The organism is Limnohabitans sp. JirII-29 (assembly GCF_003063395.1).
Classification (GTDB): domain Bacteria; phylum Pseudomonadota; class Gammaproteobacteria; order Burkholderiales; family Burkholderiaceae_C; genus Limnohabitans.
This window is the reverse complement of sequence record NZ_NESB01000001.1, coordinates 209,543-227,377: the sequence shown is the minus strand read 5'-3', so window position 1 is coordinate 227,377 and position 17,835 is coordinate 209,543. Positions and strand designations below refer to the sequence as shown.

At 57.8% G+C, this 17,835-nt stretch carries 25 protein-coding genes and 1 tRNA gene; 15 read left to right on the top strand and 11 right to left on the bottom strand.

Annotation, left to right across the window (positions count from 1 at the left end; translation table 11 throughout):
- Positions 1-76: 76 nt before the first annotated feature.
- The 4 genes from B9Z39_RS01140 to B9Z39_RS01125 all read left to right on the top strand — a co-directional run bounded on the left by B9Z39_RS01140 (position 77) and on the right by B9Z39_RS01125 (position 3,078).
- Positions 77-979, top strand: a complete 903-nt coding sequence (locus B9Z39_RS01140; protein WP_108300433.1) for a LysR substrate-binding domain-containing protein — start codon at positions 77-79, stop codon at positions 977-979.
- Positions 980-999: 20 nt separating this feature from the next.
- Positions 1,000-1,073 (top strand) — tRNA-Gly (locus B9Z39_RS01135).
- Between the two features lie 75 nt (positions 1,074-1,148).
- On the top strand, positions 1,149-2,036 hold the full coding sequence (locus B9Z39_RS01130) for an oxaloacetate decarboxylase (protein WP_108300432.1): 888 nt from the start codon (positions 1,149-1,151) through the stop codon (positions 2,034-2,036).
- Positions 2,037-2,058: 22 nt separating this feature from the next.
- Positions 2,059-3,078 carry a tripartite tricarboxylate transporter substrate binding protein gene (locus tag B9Z39_RS01125; RefSeq protein ID WP_108300431.1) on the top strand — a complete coding sequence of 340 codons (1,020 nt, stop codon included), beginning with the start codon at positions 2,059-2,061 and terminating at the stop codon, positions 3,076-3,078.
- A 103-nt stretch (positions 3,079-3,181) separates the two neighbouring features.
- Here the strand turns inward: B9Z39_RS01125 and B9Z39_RS01120 are convergent, their stop codons facing one another.
- Positions 3,182-3,820 (bottom strand): 3-oxoacid CoA-transferase subunit B, encoded by a 639-nt coding sequence (locus B9Z39_RS01120; protein ID WP_100146201.1) that lies wholly within the window; start codon positions 3,818-3,820, stop codon positions 3,182-3,184.
- Between the two features lie 9 nt (positions 3,821-3,829).
- Positions 3,830-4,531 carry a CoA transferase subunit A gene (locus B9Z39_RS01115; RefSeq protein ID WP_100146202.1) on the bottom strand — a complete coding sequence of 234 codons (702 nt, stop codon included), beginning with the start codon at positions 4,529-4,531 and terminating at the stop codon, positions 3,830-3,832.
- A gap of 88 nt (positions 4,532-4,619) precedes the next feature.
- Between B9Z39_RS01115 and B9Z39_RS01110 the strand changes: the two genes are divergently transcribed.
- From B9Z39_RS01110 to B9Z39_RS16845, 5 genes are all read left to right on the top strand, one after another.
- Positions 4,620-5,174: a PAS and helix-turn-helix domain-containing protein gene (locus B9Z39_RS01110; protein WP_100146203.1), complete on the top strand. Its 555-nt coding sequence runs from the start codon at positions 4,620-4,622 to the stop codon at positions 5,172-5,174.
- Between the two features lie 65 nt (positions 5,175-5,239).
- Positions 5,240-5,455: an AbrB/MazE/SpoVT family DNA-binding domain-containing protein gene (locus tag B9Z39_RS01105; protein ID WP_100146204.1), complete on the top strand. Its 216-nt coding sequence runs from the start codon at positions 5,240-5,242 to the stop codon at positions 5,453-5,455.
- Positions 5,452-5,844, top strand: a complete 393-nt coding sequence (locus B9Z39_RS01100; protein ID WP_108300430.1) for a type II toxin-antitoxin system VapC family toxin — start codon at positions 5,452-5,454, stop codon at positions 5,842-5,844. The genes B9Z39_RS01105 and B9Z39_RS01100 overlap by 4 nt, the downstream gene beginning before the upstream one ends.
- A 31-nt stretch (positions 5,845-5,875) precedes the next feature.
- Positions 5,876-6,460: a peroxidase-related enzyme gene (locus B9Z39_RS01095; RefSeq protein ID WP_108300429.1), complete on the top strand. Its 585-nt coding sequence runs from the start codon at positions 5,876-5,878 to the stop codon at positions 6,458-6,460.
- Positions 6,460-6,720 carry a YkgJ family cysteine cluster protein gene (locus B9Z39_RS16845; protein WP_158236144.1) on the top strand — a complete coding sequence of 87 codons (261 nt, stop codon included), beginning with the start codon at positions 6,460-6,462 and terminating at the stop codon, positions 6,718-6,720. Before B9Z39_RS01095 ends, B9Z39_RS16845 begins: the two co-directional genes overlap by 1 nt.
- Here B9Z39_RS16845 and B9Z39_RS01090 read toward each other — a convergent pair.
- Together B9Z39_RS01090 and B9Z39_RS01085 are read right to left on the bottom strand one after the other, a co-directional pair.
- Complete coding sequence (locus B9Z39_RS01090) at positions 6,710-7,132, bottom strand: thioesterase family protein (protein WP_108300428.1); 423 nt, start codon at positions 7,130-7,132, stop codon at positions 6,710-6,712. The two genes, B9Z39_RS16845 and B9Z39_RS01090, sit on opposite strands and share 11 nt — an antisense overlap.
- Positions 7,129-7,911, bottom strand: coding sequence for an SDR family oxidoreductase (locus tag B9Z39_RS01085; RefSeq protein ID WP_108300427.1), 783 nt, complete (start codon positions 7,909-7,911; stop codon positions 7,129-7,131). The genes B9Z39_RS01090 and B9Z39_RS01085 overlap by 4 nt, the downstream gene beginning before the upstream one ends.
- A gap of 110 nt (positions 7,912-8,021) precedes the next feature.
- Between B9Z39_RS01085 and B9Z39_RS01080 the strand changes: the two genes are divergently transcribed.
- Together B9Z39_RS01080 and gcvH are read left to right on the top strand one after the other, a co-directional pair.
- Complete coding sequence (locus B9Z39_RS01080; protein WP_108300426.1) at positions 8,022-9,728, top strand: electron transfer flavoprotein-ubiquinone oxidoreductase; 1,707 nt, start codon at positions 8,022-8,024, stop codon at positions 9,726-9,728.
- A 5-nt stretch (positions 9,729-9,733) separates the two neighbouring features.
- On the top strand, positions 9,734-10,099 hold the full coding sequence (gene gcvH / locus B9Z39_RS01075) for a glycine cleavage system protein GcvH (RefSeq protein WP_100146210.1): 366 nt from the start codon (positions 9,734-9,736) through the stop codon (positions 10,097-10,099).
- On the opposite strand, the gene B9Z39_RS01070 is transcribed toward gcvH, so the two are convergent.
- Positions 10,096-11,244, bottom strand: a complete 1,149-nt coding sequence (locus tag B9Z39_RS01070; protein ID WP_199221156.1) for a PLP-dependent aminotransferase family protein — start codon at positions 11,242-11,244, stop codon at positions 10,096-10,098. The two genes, gcvH and B9Z39_RS01070, sit on opposite strands and share 4 nt — an antisense overlap.
- Positions 11,245-11,313: 69 nt before the next feature.
- Here B9Z39_RS01070 and B9Z39_RS01065 point away from each other — a divergent pair, with 69 nt between their 5' ends.
- The gene (locus tag B9Z39_RS01065) at positions 11,314-11,751 is read left to right on the top strand and encodes a MarR family winged helix-turn-helix transcriptional regulator (RefSeq protein WP_108300425.1); all 438 of its coding nucleotides are present in this window, start codon (positions 11,314-11,316) and stop codon (positions 11,749-11,751) included.
- A 3-nt stretch (positions 11,752-11,754) separates the two neighbouring features.
- Here B9Z39_RS01065 and B9Z39_RS01060 read toward each other — a convergent pair whose 3' ends face one another.
- Genes B9Z39_RS01060 through B9Z39_RS01050 form a run of 3 tightly spaced genes read right to left on the bottom strand, consistent with a single transcriptional unit; the run spans position 11,755 to position 13,537 of the window.
- The gene (locus B9Z39_RS01060) at positions 11,755-12,063 is read right to left on the bottom strand and encodes a type II toxin-antitoxin system RelE/ParE family toxin (RefSeq protein ID WP_199221155.1); all 309 of its coding nucleotides are present in this window, start codon (positions 12,061-12,063) and stop codon (positions 11,755-11,757) included.
- Positions 12,064-12,091: 28 nt separating this feature from the next.
- Entirely contained in the window at positions 12,092-12,316 is a 225-nt protein-coding gene (locus B9Z39_RS01055) for an addiction module protein (RefSeq protein WP_158269437.1), read from the bottom strand.
- A 30-nt stretch (positions 12,317-12,346) separates the two neighbouring features.
- Positions 12,347-13,537 (bottom strand): PLP-dependent aminotransferase family protein, encoded by a 1,191-nt coding sequence (locus B9Z39_RS01050; RefSeq protein WP_108300423.1) that lies wholly within the window; start codon positions 13,535-13,537, stop codon positions 12,347-12,349.
- A 42-nt stretch (positions 13,538-13,579) separates the two neighbouring features.
- On the opposite strand from B9Z39_RS01050, the gene nth reads away from it, so the two are divergent.
- The 3 genes from nth to B9Z39_RS01035 all read left to right on the top strand — a co-directional run bounded on the left by nth (position 13,580) and on the right by B9Z39_RS01035 (position 15,306).
- Positions 13,580-14,218 (top strand): endonuclease III, encoded by a 639-nt coding sequence (gene nth, locus B9Z39_RS01045; RefSeq protein WP_108300422.1) that lies wholly within the window; start codon positions 13,580-13,582, stop codon positions 14,216-14,218.
- A gap of 93 nt (positions 14,219-14,311) precedes the next feature.
- Complete coding sequence (locus tag B9Z39_RS17120; RefSeq protein WP_233248887.1) at positions 14,312-14,824, top strand: antitoxin Xre/MbcA/ParS toxin-binding domain-containing protein; 513 nt, start codon at positions 14,312-14,314, stop codon at positions 14,822-14,824.
- Positions 14,825-14,829: 5 nt separating this feature from the next.
- A complete protein-coding gene (locus B9Z39_RS01035) occupies positions 14,830-15,306 on the top strand; it encodes an RES family NAD+ phosphorylase (protein WP_233248886.1) in 477 nt (158 codons plus the stop codon).
- A gap of 20 nt (positions 15,307-15,326) precedes the next feature.
- Here B9Z39_RS01035 and B9Z39_RS01030 read toward each other — a convergent pair whose 3' ends face one another.
- From B9Z39_RS01030 to B9Z39_RS01020, 3 genes are read right to left on the bottom strand one after another with little or no spacing between them, the layout of a single operon-like run.
- The gene (locus tag B9Z39_RS01030) at positions 15,327-15,860 is read right to left on the bottom strand and encodes a VOC family protein (RefSeq protein ID WP_108300420.1); all 534 of its coding nucleotides are present in this window, start codon (positions 15,858-15,860) and stop codon (positions 15,327-15,329) included.
- A 13-nt stretch (positions 15,861-15,873) separates the two neighbouring features.
- Positions 15,874-16,122, bottom strand: coding sequence for a DUF2783 domain-containing protein (locus B9Z39_RS01025; RefSeq protein WP_108300419.1), 249 nt, complete (start codon positions 16,120-16,122; stop codon positions 15,874-15,876).
- 15 nt (positions 16,123-16,137) lie between these two features.
- A complete protein-coding gene (locus B9Z39_RS01020; protein ID WP_108300418.1) occupies positions 16,138-17,799 on the bottom strand; it encodes an FAD-dependent oxidoreductase in 1,662 nt (553 codons plus the stop codon).
- Positions 17,800-17,835: the final 36 nt, after the last annotated feature.

Genomic DNA, 17,835 nt, shown 5'->3' with positions numbered 1-17,835 from the left:
GGTGACGTCTGAATGCATGATTGACAAGCGATGATTATTCACAAAAACATGAACACGGCTCATCTAAAATTCAGTGATGCGCCGTATCCCCAAATTTTCTTTGCTGCATGCCTTTGAAGCCGCCGCTCGCACCGAGAGCTTCAGCATGGCCAGCGACGAACTGTGCATCACCCCCTCGGCGGTGAGCCATCAGATTCGCGAATTGGAAAGTTACTTTGGGCGCAAACTGTTTGTGCGGCAAAACCGCCGGGTTGAACTCACCTCTGAAGGCCGACGCTTGCTGGAGAGCTTGAGCCGCGTGTTTGAAACCATTGAGACCGCTTGCGACGAAGTGCGGCTTGCCCCGCAAGAACAAATCTTGGCCATCTACTGTGCCGCCAGCTTTGCGGTCAAGTGGCTGGGCCCCAGGCTGCCCGAATTCGTCAAAGCCTGCCCGGACATCACCCTTCGTTTGACCTCAGGGGCCGAGCAAATTGACCTCTCACGCACCAAAGAACTGGATGTGGTGATTTCGTACAACGAGCCCCCTGCCCGCAAGGGCGTGGTGTCGCACGCTTTGGGGCAAGAAAAAATTGTGCCCATGTGCGCACCCTTGCTGCTGTCGCCCGAGCGCACAGCACGCCAGCAAATGCCCGAGCTGGTGTTGATTGAATCGCAGCTCAATCGCGTCAAATGGTCCAACTGGTTTGCACTCAATGGGCTTGCGTTACCTACGCGGCCGCGCCCTTCGTTTGACCGAGCTGCCATGTCGATTTCGGCTGCAGCCGATGGCATGGGCGTAGCGCTGGAGAGCACGCGTTTGGCAGAGCGCGAGATCAACCGAGGCGATTTGGTGGTGGTCGGCGTCGATGAGTTTGAACCCATCTTGCAAGAGACACACTTCCTGTCGTACCGCGCGGTGGAAAAAAACTTAGAGAAGGTGCGTGCGTTTCGTGAATGGCTGTTGAGTCAAACCGACATCGCTCCAGCCACCCACTGAATCGTTACAATTGCATCTACGCGGGTGTAGTTCAATGGTAGAACTTTTGCTTCCCAAGCAAATAGCGTGGGTTCGATTCCCATCACCCGCTCCACATTCAGTGTCACACCACAAGCCTCTAAGGAAACCGAGTACTTAGGGGCTTGTTGCTTTGTGCAATCATCATTGAATGCATGACCAAGTCACTCACACCTCCTCCGGCGCGCTGCGCCAACGATTTCAACAACCTGGCTTAGTCGTCGCCCCTGGCGTGTTTGACATGGTGTCTTTGCGTCTGGCCGATGCCATGGGCTTTGACGCGCTCTACATGACGGGCTTTGGCACGGTGGCATCACACCTGGGTCTGCCTGACGCGGGATTGGCCACTTATTCGGACATGCTCAACCGCGTGCAAGCCATGGCCGGTATGGCCCGCACACCGCTGATCGCCGATGGCGACACCGGCTACGGCGGCTTGCTCAACATCCGACACACGGTGCAAGGTTATGAACGCGCAGGCGCTGCGGCGATTCAACTGGAAGACCAAGAGTTCCCCAAGAAATGCGGCCACACACCCGGGCGTCGTGTGATCCCCATGCAAGACATGGTGCGCAAAATTCAAGTGGCTGTGGACAGTCGCCACTCGAAAGACTTCTTGATCATCGCCCGCACCGATGCACGCACCTCACTCGGGCTGGACGAAGCACTGCGTCGGGCTGAGGCCTATGCCAAAGCTGGTGCCGATGTGCTGTTTGTCGAGTCGCCCGAGTCCGAAGAAGAAATGCGCCGCATTGGTCAACACTTTGACTTGCCGTTGGTGGCCAATATGGTGGAACGTGGACGCACGCCGGTCTTGAGCCAGGCCGAGCTGGAATCGTTGGGCTACAAACTGGCGATCTTTCCGGTCAGCGCCATGCTCGCAGCCGTACAGGCCATGACCAGCGTGTACCAGCAAATTCGACACACCGGGTCTTCTGCGGGTGGCAACACGCCCCTGTATGACTTTGCAGAACTCACACGCCTGATGGGCTTTGAAGAGGTGTGGGCGTTTGAAAAAACATACCCCGAAACACCCTGAACACGCCGCTTTGAGGAACCCCATGTCACACCACACCACACGCTCACCCCTTGCCCCCAAACGACGCCACCTGCCAGCGGCTTTGCTGGCACTGAGTGCCGCATGCTTGGGGCTGATGGCCCCCACCAGCCATGCGCAAAGCAACTACCCGACCAAGCCCATTCGCCTGATCGTGCCTTTCACGCCAGGCGGGGTGACCGACACCAGCGGTCGACTGATTGCAGAGCAACTCTCCAAACGTCTGGGTCAACAGGTGGTGGTCGACAACAAACCCGGTGCCTCGGGCAACATTGGCACGCAGATGGTGACAGCCGCGGAACCCGATGGCTACACCTTGCTGCTGGGTTTTGATGGCACCTTGGTCATCAACCCCCACGTGTTTGCCAAGGTGGGCTATGACACCGTGAAAGACTTGGCCCCCATTGGCAAGATTGGTGATGCGGTGTTGATCTTGGTGTCCCACCCCGGCTTTCAAGCCAAGACCCTCAAAGACGTGATCGCCTTGTCCAAGAGCCAGCCGGGCGGCTTGTCGTACGGCACATCCGGCACGGGCGGCACACCCCACATCGCAGGCGAATTGTTGAAGATGCGCACCGGTGCCAACTTGGTTCACATTCCCTACAAAGGCGGTGGCCAAGCCATGACCGATGTGCTGGGTGGCAATATTCCACTGGTCTACACCGCGATTGCGGGGGCTATTCCACACGTCAAGTCAGGCAAGCTGCACGCCGTTGCGGTGTCCAGCGCACAGCGTGCCCCCTCACTGCCCGAGGTTCCCACCTTCATCGAAAACGGTGTGGCGGACTTCGACATCAACTCTTGGGTCGGCCTGCTGGGCCCCGCCAAGATGCCCAAAGCCATCGTGGACAAACTCAACGCCGAACTCAATGTGGTGCTGCAAGATCCTGAAGTGCGCGAGCGCTTGAGCGGCATGGGCATCACGGCCACACCTGGCAGCTCTGAAAAGTTTGGCGAAGACATCAAACGCGATCTGGCACGTTTTGGCACCGTGGTGAAAGCCGCCAACATCAAGGCCGACTGACCGCTAGCCCCCCCTTCAATCCGCCCCTTCAAGCAAAACGCCCGACTGTGTCGGGCGTTTGTCATGGCACAGCATGCGTACAGGCCATGCGCGGGCGTGAGCTTTAGATCAGCTGCACGCCGGTCTTGCTCTGCACAAACTCACGCGACACGCCGGGCGCCAGCTCAACAATCTTGAGGCCTTCGGGCACCACGTCCATGATGGCCAAGTCGGTGATGATGCGGTCCACCACACCCAGACCTGTCAAAGGCAAGGTGCAGCTGGGCAAAATTTTCAGGTCTTCGGTGCCATCTTTTTTCTTGGCCACGTGTTCCATCAAGATGATCACGCGCTTGACGCCTGCCACCAGGTCCATCGCGCCGCCCATGCCCTTGATCATCTTGCCGGGGATCATCCAGTTGGCCAAATCACCCTTCTCGCTCACCTGCATCGCGCCAAGAATGGAGAGGTTGATCTTGCCGCCACGGATCATGGCAAACGATTGGTCGCTGCCAAAAATCGCCGAGCCCTTCATGGTGGTCACGGTTTGCTTGCCCGCGTTGATCAAGTCGGCGTCAACCTCATCCTCGTAGGGAAACGGGCCAATGCCCAACATGCCGTTTTCGCTTTGTAGCCACACTTCCACGTGGTCAGGCACGTGGTTGGCCACCAGCGTTGGAATACCAATGCCGAGGTTCACATAAAAACCATCTTGCAGTTCGCTTGCCGCACGTGCGGCCATTTCGTCTTGAGTCCAAGCCATGTCAATTCCTTATTTGCGGTCGCGGGTGGTGCGCTTTTCAATGCGTTTTTCGGGATTCGGGTTGTGCACGATGCGGTGCACATAGATACCCGGCAAATGGATGTCATCCGGGGCCAACTCACCCGTGGCCACAATGCGCTCGACTTCCACCACACAAATCTTGCCTGCGGTGGCCGCTGCGGGGTTGAAGTTGCGTGCCGTCATGTTGAAGCGCAGGTTGCCCGAGCGGTCAGCCACATCGGCCTTGATCAAGGCAATCTCTGGCACCAACGAGCGCTCCATCACATAGGTTTCGCCGTCAAACTCACGCAGCTCTTTGCCTTCGGCCACCAAGGTGCCCACACCGGTTTTGGTGAAGAAGGCGGGAATGCCTGCACCGCCCGCACGCAGCTTTTCAGCCAAGGTGCCTTGGGGCGTGAACTCCAACTCCAACTCACCGGCCAAATACTGACGTTCGAACTCTTTGTTCTCGCCCACGTAGCTGGAAATCATTTTTTTGATCTGGCGTGTTTCCAGCAACTTGCCCAGGCCAAAACCGTCGACCCCTGCGTTGTTGGAAATCACCGTCAGGTCTTTCACGCCAGAGTCGCGCAAGGCGTCAATCAGCGCTTCAGGAATGCCGCACAGGCCAAACCCACCAACGGCCATCAATTGACCGTCGGCCACGATGTCCTTGAGTGCCGCCTCAGCGGATGGAAAAACTTTGTTCAAGAGATGCTCCAAAAGGTTCTACAAGATGACGCTACGATACTACGTAAGACGCTACGTAGTTTTCCGTAAGCACAGACCCCCGCTCGCCATGAAGATCGATTACCGACTCGCCTTTGACCTCGCCCCGATTGGCTTGGTGCTGTCACGCAACCGCACGATGGTGGACTGCAACCAACGCCTGTGCGACATGTTTGGTGCACCTCGCGAGCAGTTGATTGGGCAATCGTTCCAACTGCTCTATCCCAGTGCCGACGAGTACGAGCGCACAGGGGCTCGCATTGAACCCATCTTGAACGCCAAGGGTCTGTACGCCGACGACCGGGTGATGAAGCGTATCGACGGTCGCTTCAAAGGCGAGCCCTTTTGGTGCCATGTCACCGGTCGCGCACTCAACCGCGAAGCCCCGCATGAAGCGGGCATTTGGAGCTTTGAAGACTTGAGCGCCCACCGCCCGGTACGCGCCGAGTTGACAGCCCGCGAGCGCGAAGTGGCCGCTTTCTTGATGGACGGCATGACCTCCAAAGAAATTGGCAAAGCCCTGGCCATCAGCCACCGCACCGTTGAGATTTACCGCGCCAAGCTGATGCGCAAATACAAAGCGTCCACCACAGCAGACTTGGTGCACAAGCTGTTGGTGGGATAAGAAAGCAGCGTGACAAGGGCTACAAAACCTTGTATTCTTACCAAAGTCCGATCGATAAAAACACCATGCAAACCATCACTACCACTCTGTCGAGTAAGTTCCAAATCTCTATCCCCAAGGCAGTTCGAGAAGAACAGCATTGGGAAGCAGGCCAAGAGTTTGTTTTCATCCCTAAAGGCAAAGGCATGCTGATGATGCCGGCACCTGAATTGAAACAATTGCGGGGCATTGCCAAAGGGGCCAAGACGCATAACGTACGTGACCGCAAGGACCGGGTTTGAGCACCTCCTCGCCACTTTGTGTGGTCGATACCTCTGCGTGGGTGGAATGGTTGATCGACAGCCCCTTGGGCAGAAAAATTGGCGCTCATTTTCCGGATCAAAAGCATTGCGTCGTGCCAACCATGGTTCAGTTGGAACTTGCCAAGTGGATGGCTCGCGAAGTGGGCGAAGATGAAGCCGATCAAGTGCTGGCCTACACCCAGAAGTGTCTAGTCGTTCCACTCGACACCCACATTGCCTTGCTTGCTGCGTCGCTACACCGCGAACACAAATTGACAACAGCAGATGCCATTGTGTACGCCACGGCGCAATACAAAGGTGCACAGCTCATCACTTGCGACGCGCACTTTGCCAAGTTGCCACAGGTCACTTATTTCGCCAAACCTTAAACCCTCAACTGCGCCCTGAGCACACCACCACATGCACCGCTACCCCCACCCCGAACTCACAGACCTGCCCGAAGACATTCGCACCAAGATCTTGGAAGTTCAAGACAAAGCGGGCTTTGTGCCCAACGTGTTTTTGGCCCTGGCCCGTCGCCCCGCCGAATGGCGTGCTTTCTTTGCCTACCACGATGCGTTGATGCTGCCCGAGACAGTGGGACGCGACAGCAACTTGACCAAGGGTGACCGAGAGATGATCGTCACCACCACCAGCGCGGCCAACAACTGCCTGTACTGCGTGGTGGCACACGGTGCCATCTTGCGCATTTACGAGAAAAAGCCATTGGTGGCAGACCAGGTGGCCGTCAACTACCGCAAGGCCGACATCACGGTGCGCCAACGCGCCATGCTCGACTTTGCAATGAAGGTGTGCTTGCACAGCGACACGGTAGAAGATGCCGACTTTGCCGCCCTGCACGCCCATGGTTTCAACGACGAAGACATTTGGGACATTGCCGCCATCACTGCCTTTTTTGGCCTCAGCAACCGCATGGCCAGCTTCAGCAGCATGATGCCCAACCCCGAGTTCTATCTGTTGGGTCGCGCGCCCAAGCAAAAGTAATGCAGTGCCGTAGCGGCTGTGGCGCGTGCTGCATTGCACCGTCCATCACCAGCCCACTGCCTGGCATGCCACACGGCAAACCAGCAGGTGTGCCCTGCGTTCAGTTGCTGCCCAACATGCGCTGCGCCGTGTTTGGCACCCCGCAACGCCCAGGGTTTTGCGGTGGGCTGCAACCTTCTGCGGAGATGTGCGGCACTGACGCCACAACGGCCATGCTGTGGCTCACGCAACTTGAGGCAGCAACAACGCCTAGGGCGTGACGATCGCGCGCACCCAATCTGGCAATTCAATTGCTTTTTGTTTGGGGAAATCCACCCATATCGTGGTGGCACCACCCGCCGCATAAATCACCCCAGGCTGATCCACCAACTCCATGGTGGCCCACGACTCAAAAGTGGTGCGCCCGGGGTCGCTGGTGTACATCTTCATCAGCACATCGCCCGGGTATTCAAGCTGTTTGTAAAAGTTGCAAAACGCATTCACGATCACCGGGCCACAGCCTGTGGGGTCGGGGCCTGTGCCAATGGCATAAAACCAGTCGATGCGAATGGTCTCTAGGTAGCGGAAATACGTGGTGTTGTTCACATGCCCCATGGCATCCATGTCGCCCCATCGGATGGGGATCGTCATTTGGTGCACCAGTTTTTTGTGTGCTGGAATTTCAAACTTCATAAAGAAAACCCATCGTCCGCCGTCATGATGGCACCGTTGATGAAGTTGCTTTCAGCGCTGGCCAACATCACCAGCAAGGCATCCAGGTCTTGCACCTGCCCCACACGTTTGCGCGGAAACATGTTGACCAGCTTTTGCCCCTGCTCGGTTTCCCAGTGGTGGTGGTTGATTTCAGTGTCGATGTAGCCCGGACAAATGGCATTGACGTTGATGCCAAAGCGCCCCCACTCCACCGCCAGCACCTTCGTCATTTGCACCACAGCGGCCTTGCTCATGCAGTAGGCGCCAATCTGCGGCAAGGCCTTGATCCCGCCCACCGAGGCAATGTTGATGATGCGTCCGCCGGTGTAGCTGCCAGGCGCCGCGCCCTTGGCACGCGCCAACATGCGCTTGCCCACCTCTTGCGCCACAAAGAACGAGCCTTTGACGTTGGTGTCAAAGATGAAGTCAAAGTCTTCTTCGCTGATGTCTTGCACGCGCTGCATGGTGCTCACACCCGAGTTGTTGACCAAGATGTCAATGCTGCCTACCTCGGTCTCCGCATGGGCCACCGCAGACTTGATGCTGTCTAAATCCGTGACATCCAGCACCACCACGTGAGCGTCGCCACCCTCGGCCTCGATCTCGGCTCGCAGCGACTTGAGCTTTTCAACCCGACGGCTGGCCAACACCACGGCGGCGCCCGCACGAGACAGCGTTTTGGCAAACTGCATGCCCAAGCCACTGGATGCACCAGTGACCAAGGCCACGCGACCCGATAAATCAATGCTGTACGCCATGAATGCCTCCTGCTGATGTGTCGTTTCATTATGACAAGTGCCCATGGGTCGCGCCCTGCGACACCGCATAAAATCAGTCGCAATTCTGACAACTGCTTGAGACTCCCCACATGACCCCACAAGACATCCTCGCCCAGTTCGGTCCACGTGAAGCCATGGAATACGACGTGGTCGTCGTCGGTGGCGGGCCCGGCGGTTTGGCCACGGCCATTCGCATCAAACAACTGGCCAACGAAAGCGGCAAAGACGTGTCGGTGGTGGTGCTTGAAAAAGGCTCAGAACCTGGCGCGCACATCTTGTCGGGCGCGGTGATGGACCCCAAAGCGCTGACCGAGTTGATTCCCAACTGGAAAGAACTGGGTTGCCCCCTGAACCAAGAGGTCACAGGCGACGATTTGTTGATGTTGACCGAAACAGGTGCCACCCGCACCCCAAACTGGTTGACGCCACGCAACTTCCACAACGACGGGTGCTATGTGGTGTCGTTGAGCAATGTGGTGAAGTGGATGGCAGCACACGCCGAGTCGATTGGCGTGGAAATCTTTCCAGGCTTTGCCGCTGCCGAGGTGCTCTACAACGACGATGCTGCCGCACATGGTGGTGTCGCTTCAGTCAAGGGCGTGGCCACCGGCAACCTAGGCATTGGCAAAGACGGTGAACCCACCGACAACTTCCAGCTCGGCATGGCGTTGCATGCCAAATACACCGTGTTTGCAGAAGGCGCACGGGGTCACCTTGGCAAACAAGTGATTGCCAAATACAAACTCAACCAAGGTCGCGATGCCCAGACCTACGCCATCGGCATCAAAGAGCTGTGGGAAGTGGACCCCGCCAAAGCCAAACCCGGTCTAGTGGTGCACACCTCGGGCTGGCCCATGCAAGACGACACCTTTGGTGGTGGCTTTCTGTACCACCTGGAAGACAACAAGGTCACCCTGGGCTTTGTGCTCGGCTTGGACTACAAAAACCCCTGGCTCAGCCCATTCGAAGAAATGCAGCGCTGGAAAACGCACCCTGCGATTCGCGCCCACCTGGAAGGCGGCAAACGCATTGGCTATGGCGCACGCGCCATCAACAACGGCACGCCCCAAGCCCTGCCCAAAACCGTGTTCCCAGGCGGCGCACTGATTGGCTGCGATGCCGGTTACCTCAACGCCGCACGCATCAAAGGCAGCCATGCCGCCATCAAGAGCGGCGCCTTGGCCGGTGAAGCGGCGTTCGAAGCTGTGACCGCAGGCCGCAGCAGCGACGAATTGAGTGCCTACCCCCAGGCCTTTGAAGCCAGCTGGCTGGCCCGTGAGTTGGACAAGTACCGCAACTTCAAACTGTGGTTCAAAAAAGGCATGGCCGTGGGTACCCTGATGACCGGCATTGAGCAGTGGCTGTTGCCCAAGATCGGCATCGACACGCCGCCGTGGACCCTGCATGGCCACAAGCCGGACCATCTGAGCCTCAAGCCCGCCGCCGAATGCGCCAAGATTGATTACCCCAAACCCGATGGTCAGCTCACCTTTGACCGTCTGAGTTCGGTGTTCATCAGCAACACCAACCACGAAGAGAACCAGCCCGCGCACCTGACACTCAAAGACGCCACCGTGCCCGTGCACATCAACCTGGCGCAATACGCGGGGCCTGAGAGCCGCTACTGCCCAGCCGGTGTGTATGAGTTTGTCAAGAACGACGACAACTCGGACCGCTTGCAAATCAACGCTCAAAACTGCGTGCACTGCAAAACCTGCGACATCAAAGACCCCACCCAAAACATCGTCTGGGTCACACCCGAAGGCGGTGGCGGCCCCAACTACAGCGGCATGTGATTGTTATGACCCACAAATACCACCAAGAACATACCTGGGTTCGCATCGACGGCGGCTCGGCCACGGTCGGCATCACCACCCATGCCCAAGATACTCTCGGCGACATCGTGTTTGTCGACTTCGCAGAGGTGGGTAAAACCTTTGCCCAAGGCAGCGTCGCCGGTGTGGTGGAGTCGGTCAAAGCGGCCGCTGACGTGCACATGCCAGCCAGCGGCACAGTGACGGAAGTCAACGAAGCCTTGCGCGCCGACCCGTCATTGGCCAACAGCGACCCAGAAGGCGCAGGCTGGTTCTACAAAGTGCAGTTGAGTGCCCCACAAGAACTCGACAGCTTGATGGACGCCGCAGCCTACCAAGCACACACGGGTTAAACACCCACGCCTTGGGCTTGAATCAGCTCTGCGAGCACGGCCAAACCACGCTCGGTTTGTGCTTCGTTGGCATGGCTGAAATTCAAACGAAGCTGGCCTGTGCCCTGCGTGGGGGCGGGCATGAACGGCTCTCCCGGCATAAACGCCACGCCGCGCTCAATCGCCAACGGCAGCAACGCACGCGTGTCGATGGGCTGGCGCAGTGTGAGCCAAAAAAACAAGCCGCCTGCTGGCTTTTGCCAAGTCGCCAGATGCCCCAAGTGCCGATGCAGCGCAGCATCAAACGCATCACGGCGCGCGCCATAGCGCTGGGCCAAGGCCTCCAAGCGCAGGCCGCGTGCAGGATCGCGCAATTGCTGCAACACCAACCACTGGCTCATGCGGTTGCTGTGCAAATCGGCGGCTTGCTTCAACCGGGTCAGCAGCGGTAGCAAAGAAGGTGACGCCACCAAATACCCCAGCCGCAAGCCCGGTGCCAGGCTTTTGGAGAACGAGCCCTGGTACACCCAAGGTGCTTTTTGAAGACGCGCACACACGGGGCTGCGGTCACAAGCGGCGTACACCAAGTCACGGTACGGATCGTCTTCGAACAAAGGCGTGTCAGAGGCATCGCATGCATGGGCCAAGGCCTCGCGCTCGTCATGGCTGAGGCAGCGCCCCGTGGGGTTTTGAAAGGTAGGAATGGCATACGCAAATGCAGGCTTGTCGGCACGCCATGCTTTGGCATCAATCGTTGCAGGGTCGTAGGCCACAAAGCGTGCGCCAAAGAAACGAAACACCTGCAAAGCTGCCAAATAGGTGGGTGACTCCACCGCCACGGGTGTGCCTGGATCGATGAATAACTTGGCGACCAAGTCAATGCCCTGCTGTGAGCCAGACAGCACCAGCACCTGCTCGGGATCACACGGCAAGCCCTGGGTGTTCAAGTCACGCGCAATGTGTTGGCGCAAATCCCACTCGCCCTCGCTCCCACCGTACTGCAACACGTCGGGTGGCATACCTTCAAGACTGAACGACGGAAAACTATCGGGTGCGGGCAGGCCACCGGCAAAAGAAACCATGCCCGGTTGGTCGATGACCGTCAGGATTTCGCGGATTGGTGAAGCATGTAAATCGTGAACACGTGTGGACAGTTGGAGGTTCATGGCAATGATCCGATAAATGTCAATCTTGTTGACCTTTTATCTTAAAGCCAAGCGATTTATCATGTCAACATGATTGACCTATCCAGTGCCCCATCGCGTCAAGCCATTGAACAGATGTACTTTGCGTACCGCGCATTCACCGAGCAGCCCGACCGCATGCTCGACAAGCGCGGACTCAGCCGGGTGCACCACCGCATCTTGTACTTTGTGGGGGTACGACCCCACACCACGGTCAACGACTTGTTGGCCACGCTCAAGGTCAGCAAGCAGGCCTTGAACGCGCCCTTGCGTCAACTCATTGAAATGGGACTGATCGCCAACAACACCGCCGCCCATGACGGGCGCGTGCGCCAATTGGTACTGACCAAAGCAGGCGCGCAGCTAGAAGCACAACTGACCGGCACCCAAGTCAAGCAGTTGCAAGCGGCTTTTGACCAAGCAGGCCCGAAGGCCCAAGCCGGTTGGCTGGCAGTGATGGGTGTTTTGAGCAACCAAGCCAACAGTTAACACCTAGCGCGTGGCAAGTTTCGAACGCGTCCAAGCGGGGTCACGTCTTGTGTCTAAAACTGCGATCACAGTGACCACATCACTTTGAAGAAGATAGTAAATAGCGTAGGGGAAACGGCTTCCAAGACTACGGTAAACACCGTTGCTGTTGGCATGAACACCCGCATGAATGATGAGCGAGTCAATGTCTGCCGATAAGCTATCAAGAAAGTAGGCACCCAAACCCGCAAGCTGAGCCTGATAAAACCAAAAGCCAGCCAATAAATCGTCTTGCGCAGCATCTGTGATGCTGATGCTGTTACAACCATTCAAAAGGATTTCTCCTCTTTGCCAACACGGATCAGGTAGCAGCTCGGGTCAGGTCACGCAGGCGGTCTTTTGCGGTCTGCCATGGCGTTGTTTTTTCAACCCCAGCTTGCATGCGGGCCATTCGGTCATTCAGCACTTGCTGATGCCATGCTGGAATCAGATCAACGCCTTGTTGCTCTGAGAACGACTGCCATAGCAACTCCATCGCCTGTAGGCGATCTTGCGTTGAGAGTTGGGTTAATTCGTGAAGTTCCATGGCGTCCCCTCGTGTGCGAATCATCTTAAATCACAGCGCCGTTCCCAAGCGCGCAATACCTTCTTGAATTTTGGCCACATCGGCGGTGGCAAAGCTCAAGCGAATGGCGCTGGTGTCTGGGTCGTTGGCAAAGAAAGGCGCGCCTGGCACAAAGGCCACGCCTTTTTCAATCGCACGTTTGGCCAATTCGTTGCCATCTTTCACTTTGCCACCTGCCCCGGTGAGGTTGGCCCAGAAGAACAGGCCACCCTGCGGTTGGGTGAAGGTCAAGGCGTCGCCCATCTCACGGCGCAGCGCTTCGCCCATGGCATGCGCGCGCTCACCATACACACGACGCACCGTGGCCAGCGTGGCGGGCATGCGGCCCGCTTTCAGATATTGCGCAGCCGTGGCTTGCGCAAAAGTCGACGTGTGGGCATCGCTGAACTGCTTGCACATAGTGGCGCGCGCCAACAACTCGGGCGGCGCAATCATCCAGCCCAAACGCAAGCCGGGTGACAGCACTTTGCTCAGCGAGCCGCAGTGCACCAACCAATCACGGCTGCCCGGCACGCGGTCGCTCAAAGCCAGCAACGAAGGCGGCGGCGCATCACCAAAGTACAAGTCGCCGTAGGGGTCGTCTTCCACCACCACGGTTTGGTATTTCACGACCAGTTCAAGCACGCGCAAACGACGCTCCAAACTCAGCATGGCACCGCTGGGGTTGCCAAACGTGGGGATCAAATACACCAGCTTGGGTCGGTGCTGCACGATCATCTCTTCGAGTTTTTCCACTTGCACACCGTCGGCATCAATGGGCACACCCAACACGTGCGGACCATACAAACGGAAACACTGGATGGTGGCCAAAAACGTAGGACCTTCCACCAGCGCCACGTCGCCTGGGTTGAGCAAGGTCTTGGCAATCAAGTCGAGCGCCTGCTGGCTGCCCGTGGTCACGATCAGGCCTTCGGGCGACAAACCCGTCACGCCCTTGCTGGCCATGAAGTGGGCCAACTGTTCGCGCAAAGGGTTGTAGCCCTCGGTAGCGCCATATTGCAAAGCAGCACCGGGCTCTTCGCTCAAGGCACGGGCACTGGCTTCGCGAATGCCCTCCACATCAAACATGGCGCTGTCTGGAAACCCACCGGCAAAACTGATGATGCCGGGCTTGCCCAACAGCTTGAATAGTTCACGAATGGCAGAGGTTTCTACGTTGTTGAGGCGGTCGGCAAATTGCATAGGAAGATAATTGGGTTCTGACCCCAATTGATTCGATGGAATATGAAAAAAGAGCACATTGAGCCATTTTTTGCGACGCTGAAAGCAGCCAATCCGCAGCCCAATACCGAGTTGGAATATACCAGCGTGTTTGAGTTGCTCACCGCTGTGCTGCTGAGTGCGCAAGCCACCGATGTGGGGGTGAACAAGGCCACGCGCAAGCTGTTTCCGGTGGCCAACACGCCGCAACAAATTTTGGATTTAGGGCTCGAAGGTTTGGAGCGTTACATCCAGACCATTGGTCTGTACCGCAGCAAAGCCCGTCACCTGATGGAGACCTGTCGCATCTTGGTGGAACAACACCACAGCGTGGTGCCGCGCACACGTGAAGCCCTCGAAGCCCTGCCCGGCGTGGGCCGCAAAACCGCCAACGTGGTGTTGAACGTGGCGTTTGGCGAACCCACCATGGCGGTGGACACACACATTTTCAGAGTGGGCAACCGCACCGGGCTGGCCCCCGGCAAAACACCGTATGAGGTGGAGATGAAGCTGATGCAGCGCATTCCGCCCGAATACTTGGTGGACGCGCACCATTGGTTGATCTTGCATGGCCGCTATGTGTGCCAAGCCCGCAAGCCTTTGTGCTGGCAGTGCGCGGTGTCTGACTATTGCAGCTTCAAACCCAAGACGGCCAAGCCTTAACACCCCTTGATGCGGAGAGTTTGAGTCACACAAAAAGTGCTTGCAGACTGAAAATCCAAATAGGAAAATTAAATCTGCCAAATGGAGATTTATATGCCCATCCCCTCCAATGCATCCAAGTACCGCACCAAGCCCACCAAACCTCTCATCGCCAGAGAAACCGTTTCAAAATTCAAAGCGCCCAAGCAGAACTTATACAAATTGGGTGATGCGCAGTTTGTTGGGTTGATTCAACTTGGTGTTTCAGCCAAAGACGCAGACTTGGTGATGCGGTCGTTCACCACCATGCCCAATGCCGAACTTTGGCGGGCGCTGAACATTGCAGCCAGCACCATTGATCGCAAAGTCAAAGCCAATGAAATTTTGGCACCCGATCAAAGCGAGCGCGTACTGGGTCTGCGCCGTTTGCTCGATCAAGTCAAACACATGGTCGCGGAGTCTGGCAACACCAAAGGCTTCAATGCCGAAGAATGGATGGCCACTTGGCTGCGACAACCCAATGCAGGGCTCGCAGGCCGCGCACCGGCTGAGTTTCTGGGCACGGTGACGGGGCAACACATGGTCTCGAAGCTGCTGTTGCAAATGCAGACTGGGGCCTACGCGTGATCGACGTGTGGCGAATTGCCAACGCCACCCCTAGCTACAAGGCGGACGACACCACAGGCAAAGGCGCGGAGTTGTCAGGCGGTCGCTGGAACGCCATCGGTAAGCCCATGCTGTATTGCGCAGACTCTCCCGCGTTGGCTTGTTTGGAAACCTTGGTCCACCTCAACAACACGCTGCCGCTTAACCGCTACTTGGTGAGGGTACGCATACCGCAAGCGGTGTGGGATAAACGCAAGATTTACACCGTCAAAGAACTCGACCCTCAGTGGGATGCGCAACCTGCCAGCATGGTCAGCATCGAGATGGGCAACACATGGCTGAGTCAACAATCACAAGCCATTCTGGTCGTGCCGTCCAGCATCGTGGTCGAGCAGCAGGTGGTTTTGATCAACCCGCTGCATGCAGACACCCACAAGATCAAGTGCGAGGTGATGCGCAAGTGGCTTTACGACGCCAGAGCACGCGCCCCAAGCACCACCTGATCGTCGCTTTTTAAACGACCTTAAGCCAACTCTTTCTCGTGCATCCAAGCGGCATGTTTGGGCGCGCGCTTGGTTTGGCTCCACTCTTCGAGCATCGCCCATTTCACCTCGTCGAGCTTTTTGTACATCTCTGGCGTGCCAATGTCACATGCCAATTCGAGGCGGTGACCGTTGGGGTCAAAGAAGTAAATGCTCTTGAAGATGGTGTGGTCGGTCACACCCACCACGGCAATGCCTGCCGCTTGCAAGCGGGCTTTGGCTTCTTCTAATTCAGCCACGGTGTCGACTTTGAAGGCCAAGTGCTGCACCCACTCAGGCGTGTTGGTGTCACGCCCCATCGCGGGTGAGTTGGGCAACTCAAAAAACGCGAGCACATTGCCGTGTCCCGCATCGAGAAACACATGCATGTAGGGGTCGGGCGCGTGGGTGCTGGGCACTTGGTCTTCGGCAATGGCGAGCACAAAGTCCATGTGGAGGTGCTTGACATACCACTCCACCGTGGCTTTGGCGTCAAGACAGCGGTAGGCCACGTGGTGAATGCGGTTGAGCTTCATGCGAGTTCTCCTGTCAAGGTTGAGGGTCTGCGGCCACATCGGCACGCGCCAGGTTCAAAGCCTCGCGCAGCACGTGCATATCACCCACATGGTTGGCCAACAGCAAGATGAGCTTGGCGTTGACCAAGGCGCTTTGTGCGTCACTCAGGCCCCGGTGGGTGTCGATGAGGGCTTGGTAAAAATCATCGCCCGGCGTGAAATCGCGAAAGTAGCGCTTGCCGGCTTCGTTGAAGTTGGGGGCGAGGTTCAGGGTCTGTGTCATGGTCGGCTCCTGGCGTCACACATTACAAATGGCACGGTCACGCGCGGCGGCAATCGCGTCGCGGTGGATGCCGCGCCAACGCGCCACCACATGTTGGTCAGGACGCACCAGCCAGGCACTGCCAGGCTGTGCGTCGTAGCGCTTGGCAAACAGGCCTTGCGCATCGACCAGCACGGTCACGCCGTCCACCGCACCCGCCTGACGGCTGACCACGATGGGCTCTACCGCCACCGCATCTTGCGCCAAGCGTTGCAGATCACGCAAGGTCTGGGCATCGAGTTGCGCCACCTCGTCCACATACACCAAGCACTGAAACCGATGACCGAGTTGGTCGAGCAACCAGTTGCTTTGGCCGTTGCAGGTGATGGGCGCATCGTCCATCGGTGCGCCCGGCAACATGTCGCCCGCAAACACATCAACGTCGGGGGTATTGAGCACCGAGTGGGTGATGAAGCTCGGCACCGACAAACGGCCCGAGTTGACCAACTTGCGGGCAAACGGGTGATGCCGCGCCAACTCCAGCGCCGCTTGCCTGAACAGCACGCTGGTGGGGCTCTTGGGCGTGATGAAGTCGGTCGAGCGGGTCGAGTTCAAGATGTTTTCGTCAGCAGCGTAGACACGCTCGTCGTTGTAGCTCTCCAGCAATGACTCGGGGGCCAAACCCTTAATGACCAGCGCCAGCTTCCACATCAGGCCATCGGCGTCTTGCAGGCCTGAGTTGGCACCGCGTGCGCCAAACGGCGACACCTGGTGCGCGGCATCGCCCGCAAACAACAAACGCTGGTGCTTGAACTTGTTCATGCGCCGGCACTGGAAGGTGTAGATGCTGACCCACTCCAACGCGAACGGACGCTCGTCACCCAGCATGGCTTGGATGCGCGGCACCACCCGCTCGGGCTTAGTTTCTTCCTCGGGGTCGGCGTCCCAGCCGAGTTGAAAGTCAATGCGCCACACGTTGTCGGCCTGCTTGTGCAAGAGCACACTTTGGCCCCGGTGAAACGGAGGGTCAAACCACAAGCGACGCTCGGCGGGAAAGTCGGCTTTCATCACCACATCGGCAATCAAGAAGCGGTCTTTGAACACCTGGCCTTCCATGTCCAAGCCCAACATGCGGCGTATCGGGCTGCGTGCCCCATCGGCCACCACCAGCCAGTCGGCCTCGATGCTGAACTCACCCTCGGGCGACTCGATGCGCACCACCGCATGGTCGGCCTCGGAGGTCACGCCCACCGCTTTGCACTTCCAGCGGATGTCCACGCCCAATTCCAGCGCACGCGCCACCAAGGCTTCTTCCAAATAGTATTGCTGCAGGTTGATCATGCCTGGGCGCTTGTGCCCGGGCTCGGGCACCAGGTTGAACTGGTAGACCTCGTCCTCTTGCAAAAAGGTGCGGCCAATGTTCCAGCTCACACCTTTGTCACACAAGGGTTGGCCAATGCCCAGCCGGTCCAAAATTTCCAAGGTGCGTTTGGCGTAGCACACGGCACGCGAACCCACCGACACCGAGTCGTCCTCGTCAAACAGCAACACCTCCAAGCCCTGCAAGCGCGCATCCACGGCGGCAGCCAAGCCCACAGGCCCGGCACCGATGACCACCAGAGGCCGGCGCTGCGGCGGCGTGGTCATCAAATCGGTGGGCGGCACGTAAGCGAATTTCGGGTAGGTGTAAGACCCCATGGGGCATGTCTCCTGCTTTTTAGATGTGCGAATGTC